The following is a 6684-nucleotide window of genomic DNA, read 5'->3' on the forward strand; positions in this document are numbered from 1 at the left end:
GAGTTCAGAGAGGCTACGTGCAGAACGAGTGCGCGGACGCGATAAAGTATCGCCTTCATCCGCCAATGTTTGGCGGGTTTGGCAGGGTCCGATCGCAAACGGTAAAGTTCCCCGAAGTGGGGTGTATTGGGATTGAAAGCGAAGTGCTAGCGCTGCATTAATTGCCGACGCCGGCACCATGGTACCGGCGTCCGATCACTCAGATCAAACCTTGAATCAAGCGTCCTCGAGCCGCCGCAGGATCGCTTCAATGCTGACCGTATCGTAAGGCTTGGTGAGGAACGTCGCCCCAGGCACCTTCGATACATGATTGTGATCGCCCGTTGCGAAGACCACATCCAGGTTGCTGCGCAACGCACGCACGCGAAGCGCCAGCTCTTCACCCGACATACCGGGAAGCCCCACATCCGTGATCAGTACATCGATGTGCTCGCTCTGCAGCAGCGCAAGCGCAGCGGGCCCGTCGGCAGCCTGATGAACGACATGCCCGAGCGCTTCGAACAGCTCGCCGGTAATCGAGCGGACGAGGTCATCGTCTTCAACGAACAGGATATGACGCACACGTACGGGAGGCGAGCTTGCAGCACCTGCCGCCACGGCAGATAACGCCCTCGCCGATCCGGCGGCTTCCGCAGAAGCGCTTACTACGCGCTGCCGCTGATTCGACAGCACGTGCCTCAACTTCCTCGCGAGCGCCTCGCGCGTATAGGGCTTGCTCAGTAATTCGACGCCGGCATCCAGGCGGCCGCCATGCACGATCGCGTTCTCCGTATAACCCGACGTGAACAGCACAGCAATCCCGGGCACCCGTTCGCGCGCCTTGCGGGCAAGCTCCGGGCTGCGCAGCGGACCGGGCATGACCACGTCGGTGAACAACACGTCGATAGGCATGCCGCTGTCGATGATGGCAAGCGCGCTGCTTGCGTCGTTAGCCTTGAGCACTCGATACCCAAGCTCCGAGAGCATCTCAACGACTGTCGCGCGGACTTGTTCGTCGTCCTCCGCAACCAGGATGGTCTCTTCACCGCCGAGCACCGGCGCCATCTCGGCAGCCACGCCGAAGTCTTCCTTGTCGTGCGTGCGTGGTAGATAAAGCTTCACCGTCGTACCATGACCCGGTTCGCTATAGATCTTCACATGGCCGCCGGACTGCTTGACGAAGCCGTAGACCATAGAAAGTCCGAGTCCCGAACCCTTGCCTTCCGGCTTCGTGGAGAAGAACGGTTCATAGGCTTGTGCAAGGACCTCGGGCGTCATGCCGCAACCGGTGTCGGTGACGGCGAGCATCACGTACTGGCCCGGCGTGACTTCTGTGTGGTCGCGGGCGTAGGTGTCGTCGAGCAGTGCGTTGCCGACTTCCAGCGTCAGCTTGCCCGAGTTGTCCATGGCATCTCGTGCGTTGATCGCAAGATTGAGAATGGCGTTCTCGACCTGCGTTGGATCGACGAATGTATTCCACAGCCCCGCCGACGCAACCGTCTCGATCTCGATCGCTTCACCGAGGCTGCGTCGCAGCATGTCCTCCATGCCCGCGATAAGGCGCCCGATCTTGATGGTTTTCGGTTCAAGCGCCTGCCGCCGGCCGAATGCCAGCAACTGGCTGGCGAGCTTCGCGCCGCGGTTGACCCCGGCTATCGCGTTACCCAGGCGCCGCTCGGCGCGCTCGCTGCCGGTGACATCCGCTGCGAGCAGTTGCAGATTGCCGGAGATGACCTGCAGCAAGTTGTTGAAGTCGTGCGCCACGCCGCCCGTCAGCTTGCCGATGGTCTCCATTTTCTGCGCTTGCTGGAGCGCCAGTTCGGTGCGTTTCAGCGCTTCTGCTGCTTCGCGATCCGCGGTGATATCGCGACCGACTGCATGAATGAAATGCTCGTCCGGCACCGCCGTCCACGAAAGTGTGACGTATGAACCATCGCGTCGCTGGTATCGATTGATGAACTTGAATGTACGCACGCCCTCGGCGAGCTCGCCCACTTCGCTGAGCGTGCGGGCGCGGTCTTCCGGATGCACGAAGTCGAGAAACGAGCGGCCGAGCAAGGCCTTTTCGTCCCAGCCGAGAAGCTGCTTCCACGCGGGATTCACCGACACGATGTTCGCCTCGAAATCCGCAACCAGCATGATGTCCGTTGAAAGACGCCACATGCGGTCGCGATCCGCGATGCTCTCGGCGACTTGCTGCTCGAGCGATTTGTTCAGACGCTCGAGTGCGCGCGATGCCGATTTCTGGTCTTCGATATCCGTGTTGGTTCCGACCCAGCGCGCGATGTAGCCGGCGTTGTCGTGAATGGGAAGCGCGCGGGCCAGATGCCAGCGGTACACACCATCGGCCTGGCGAATCCGGAACTCGCGCTCGTAGGTCGTGCCCGACGCCACCGCCTCGCGCCAGTACGCAACAGCCGACTCGACGTCATCCGGATGCACGATCCTGCCCCACGCCCCGCCGTCCAGATCGCCGTGCTCCTCGCCGCTGTACTCATAGACACGGTCGTTGAACCACTCGAGTTCGCCGTCGCTGCGAGCGGCCCAGACCTGATTCGGCATGGCCTGCGCGAAAGTACGGAATTTCTCTTCGCTTTCATGAACCGCGCGTTCCGCGATCATCCGGTCCGTGACATCGGTTCCCTGAATGAAGATACCGATCACTTCGCCCGCTTCGTTGCGAACCGGCTGATAGACGAAGTCGACGTAGCGCTGTTCGGCAGGCGCCCCGGGCAGCCGGTTCAGCACGATGGCTTGCGCGCTGCCGGACACCGGCGTGCCGGAGGCGTACACGCGGTCCATGATCTGCACAAAGCCCTGCTTCTCGAGTTCTGGCAACCCTTCCTGCACCGTCTTGCCGATGACGATGCGGTCGCCGACCAACTGGGTGAAAGCCGCGTTCGTCAACTCGAAGACGTGCTCGGGACCGGTCAGCATCGCCATGAAGCCGGGCGCCTGCTGAAACATCCGGCGCAAACGTTCGCGCTCGCCGCTCAGCCAGCGCTCCGCACGCACCTTCGCGGTCGTCTCCACCACGATCGCAATGACGCCGACAGGGACGCCGTTTTCACCGAGGATGGGCGAGTAGTCGAGGTTCATCCACACCTGCTCGCCACGGCCATGCCGGTGCAGCGTGAGTTCCTGGTCCTCGTAACGCAGCGTCCGGCCGGACAGTCCGACCTTCATGACGTTGTCGTTGAAATCGGCGATCTCCGACCAGCCTTCGCGCACGTTCGATCCCAGCAATTGCGGGTGCCGGCCGCCGGCGAACACGGAGTAAGCGTCGTTATAGAGCATGACGCCTTCCTCGTCCCACAACGTCACGATGGGAACGGGCGACTGCAGGATCAGCGAGATCGTGTTCGTGAGCGTCGTCGACCAGCCGCCGATCGGACCCAGTGGCGTGCCCGACCAGTCCTTCGAAGCAATGATTTTTGCGACCTCCCCGCCTCCGGCGAGAAAGGCGTGACTGGGGCTGGCGGTCGGTTGTCTGTCGTTCATGAGGCAACGTATTTAATAACGGACGCGGAAAACTCGCGGTTCGGATGACCAAGAATCGAAAGATCTGAAAGCTCTGTTTATTGGACGTTATTTTACCTTTGTCATCGCGGCAAAATCGAATTTCCGGTAGCAGTAAAAATGCCCGGTTACTTGTCTGCGCTGGCTGTCTGTCACTCGATAGGGGTCTGCGTGTGCGTCTTACGCGGTTGTTTAACGCGATCCGCGCATGTTCGCGCGGCGAAGGAGCGTCTGAATAGCTGCAGGCGTCCATAAACCCCGGATTTTGAACGTCGCGACCATATCCACCCCATACAGGGCATGCCTTGCGCGCCTCACCGCGATGTAACCGCTGGAAAGCATCATGATGCATGAAAGCTTTCGGACTGACGATTGCTGCGTTCTACCTATAAGCAGATCCCGACGCGAACGCCGTCAAACCACAACCCCGTTTGAAATCAAAGCCCACGCAATGAAGAAGCCGAAACTCGTTTTATCGATGAACCAGCTCAAGAGCAGGTCACCAGGCGGCGCCATGAGCGCCGAGGATTTTGCGATCTATGCGTCATATCAGATCAATGCGGGTGGGTTGTTCGTTGGAACACTGAAGGTCGTCCGGAAAACCGATGGCCGCATGCTGTTTCCGTTCCAGGGCGCGCCGGTCCTTGGGCCCTATCCGTCCCGCCAGGAGGCCAAGGAAGCGGCCGCGGACCATGGTGAGTTGATCGTCAAGAGCGATATCGCCAACCCGGAATCCTGAAACCGTCGGCGGAAAAAACGCCGGGCGAACCCGGCGAATTTCATTCACTATGCGATCGTCTGCGTCGCGACCTCGTCGACGGCCTGCTTCACGATACCCACGATCTCATCGACATCCGCCTGCGTAGTGATCAACGGCGGCGCAAACCCGAGGATGTCACCGTGCGGCATCGCGCGTGCGATCACCCCGCGCTTCAAGGCCGCCGCCGACACTTTCACGCCGACTTTCAGTGCGGCTTCGAAAGGCCTACGGCCATCTTTATCGGCCATGAATTCGAGCGCCGCCAGCATGCCGGTATTGCGCACCTCGCCCACCAGCGGATGCTGGTCGAACGCCGCATGTAATTGAGCGCCGAGATAAGCACCGACGTCTGCAGCATTCTTCGTGAGATTTTCGCGCTCCAGGATGTTCAGGTTGGCGATGGCCGCCGCTGCGCAGATGGGATGGCCGGAATAGGTCCAGCCGTGACCCATTGGACCGTGTTCCTGGGAGCCCTTCTCGATGACATCCCATACCCGTTCACCCACGATCACACCCGAGAGCGGCGCATATGCGCTCGTCAGGCCCTTCGCGATGGTAATCAAATCCGGTTGCATGCCGTAGTGCTGCGCGCCCATCTTTGAGCCGATCCGGCCGAAGCCGCATACCACTTCGTCGGAGATCAGCAGGATGTCGTGTTTCTTCAGCACCTGCTGGATCGCGGCCCAATAGCCTTCCGGCGGCGCAATGATGCCCCCCGTCCCCATGACCGGCTCGCCGATGAACGCCGCGATGGTATCGGCGCCTTCACGCGCGATCAGCCTCTCGAGTTCGTCGACACAATACGAAACGAACTGCGCTTCGCTCATGCCGGCCGGCGCCTTGCGATACCAGTGCGGACACACGGTATGTTTCACACGATCTACCGGCAGGTCGAAGTGCTGATGAAAGCTTGGCAAACCAGTGAGGCTTCCGGTGACAATGCCCGATCCGTGGTAGCCGCGTTCGCGCGAGATGATCTTCTTTTTGTTCGGATACCCAAGTATGTTGTTGTAGTACCAGACAATCTTGATCTGTGTCTCGTTCGCGTCCGAACCGGACATGCCGTAATAGACCTTTTTCATGCCTGGCGGCGACCAGTCGATGATGCGCGACGACAGCTCGATGATCGTGTCGGTCGAGTGGCCGACGTATGTGTGATAGTAGGCGAGTTTTTTTGCTTGTTCGTAGATGGCGTCGGCGATCTCTGTGCGGCCGTAGCCTACGTTGACGCAGTAAAGGCCTGCGAAGGCGTCGATGTAGCTCTTTCCTTCGTGGTCCTCGATGCGGATACCGCCCGCGCTTTTGATGATCTTGCCGGGGAGCGCGCCTGTGGCGTGATCGTAGGCGTGGGTGGAGGGGTGCATGAAGTGTGCACGGTCCTCGGCGAATTGTTGTTCCAATTGTTGCGGCATTGGATGATCCTTTTCTGTTGATTGGGTTGTGAGTTGGGAATTTGAGTCTGGTTGTTTCGGTTATTGCGGGATTGCTGCTTCTGGGCTCTCGCGCCCTAAAGAGCAACAACGCGGCGCACCCATACCTGGAACCCATTGACCGAGACCCTCGCAAAGTCAGCCCTCTGCGACGCTCCTGAATGCAATGAACTGCAATCATTGTCACCGCCTCCGCAATATGACTTTTTTGACTGCGCGACTTACGCCTGGTGTTTTTTCTGTTCTTCAGCAAGTTGCGACGAGTTTTTCCTGAACATCGAACAGGCGTCGCCGCAGGCGTTCTTCGACGCAAGGCAAAACAAACGAACCCACCAGTTCCTGCGCGCAGTCAGAGCCGACGTGACGGCCGCAGCGCGCCGACGCAAATAAAAATATAATCGCCACGACCGGTATGGCTTCCTCGTGGGCGCCGACGCGTTCAACCTTGAACCCGAGGCAAGCCGATGGCCAACGCAAACGCTCCACCCGCCGCCGGCGACATGGCCGTGCTCATTGTCGCGATCCTGGGGTCGAGCATGGCGTTCATCGATGGAACGATCGTGAACGTCGCGCTGCCCGCGTTACAGAGCGGCCTGCATGCAAGCTCGAGCAATCTCCAATGGGTTGTCGAGGCGTATGCGCTGTCCTTGTCGTCCCTGCTGCTCGTCGGCGGCTCCATGGGCGATATTTACGGCCGAAGAAAAATCTTCCTGCTGGGCGTGTTGTTGTTCGCCGCCGGCTCCGCATGGTGTGGATTCGTCTCGACTGTCAATGCGTTGATACTCGCGCGGGGCGTACAGGGCATTGGCGCCGCGTTCCTCGTTCCCGGAAGTCTCTCGCTTATCAGCGCCGCCTATCCCGCTGAGCAACGCGGGCGTGCGATCGGAACGTGGTCGGGCTTCACGGCCATTACAGCATCCATAGGTCCCGTTCTCGGCGGCTGGCTCGTCGAACAGGATGAAGTGCTGGCGCTGTTCAGTTCGGTCGGCACGGCGC

Annotated in this window: 5 protein-coding genes; 3 read left to right on the top strand and 2 right to left on the bottom strand. The window is 60.2% G+C overall.

Annotated elements, in window-relative coordinates; translation table 11 throughout:
- Window positions 1-216: 216 nt before the first annotated feature.
- Window positions 217-3480, bottom strand: coding sequence for a PAS domain S-box protein (locus ACFFAR_RS20805; protein WP_174363877.1), 3264 nt, complete (start codon window positions 3478-3480; stop codon window positions 217-219).
- A gap of 469 nt (window positions 3481-3949) precedes the next feature.
- Between ACFFAR_RS20805 and ACFFAR_RS20810 the strand changes: the two genes are divergently transcribed.
- Window positions 3950-4237 (top strand): DUF6723 family protein, encoded by a 288-nt coding sequence (locus tag ACFFAR_RS20810; RefSeq protein WP_075358360.1) that lies wholly within the window; start codon window positions 3950-3952, stop codon window positions 4235-4237.
- 47 nt (window positions 4238-4284) lie between these two features.
- Here the strand turns inward: ACFFAR_RS20810 and ACFFAR_RS20815 are convergent, their stop codons facing one another.
- Window positions 4285-5670 carry an aspartate aminotransferase family protein gene (locus tag ACFFAR_RS20815; protein WP_075358359.1) on the bottom strand — a complete coding sequence of 462 codons (1386 nt, stop codon included), beginning with the start codon at window positions 5668-5670 and terminating at the stop codon, window positions 4285-4287.
- A 135-nt stretch (window positions 5671-5805) separates the two neighbouring features.
- Here ACFFAR_RS20815 and ACFFAR_RS20820 point away from each other — a divergent pair, with 135 nt between their 5' ends.
- The gene (locus ACFFAR_RS20820; protein ID WP_375508375.1) at window positions 5806-6078 is read left to right on the top strand and encodes a hypothetical protein; all 273 of its coding nucleotides are present in this window, start codon (window positions 5806-5808) and stop codon (window positions 6076-6078) included.
- Between the two features lie 74 nt (window positions 6079-6152).
- Window positions 6153-6684, top strand: a 532-nt coding sequence (locus tag ACFFAR_RS20825; RefSeq protein WP_375508376.1) for an MFS transporter, incomplete at its 3' end; no start/stop codon positions are given.

It is taken from the genome of uncultured Caballeronia sp. (genome assembly GCF_964243625.1).
Lineage (GTDB): Bacteria > Pseudomonadota > Gammaproteobacteria > Burkholderiales > Burkholderiaceae > Caballeronia.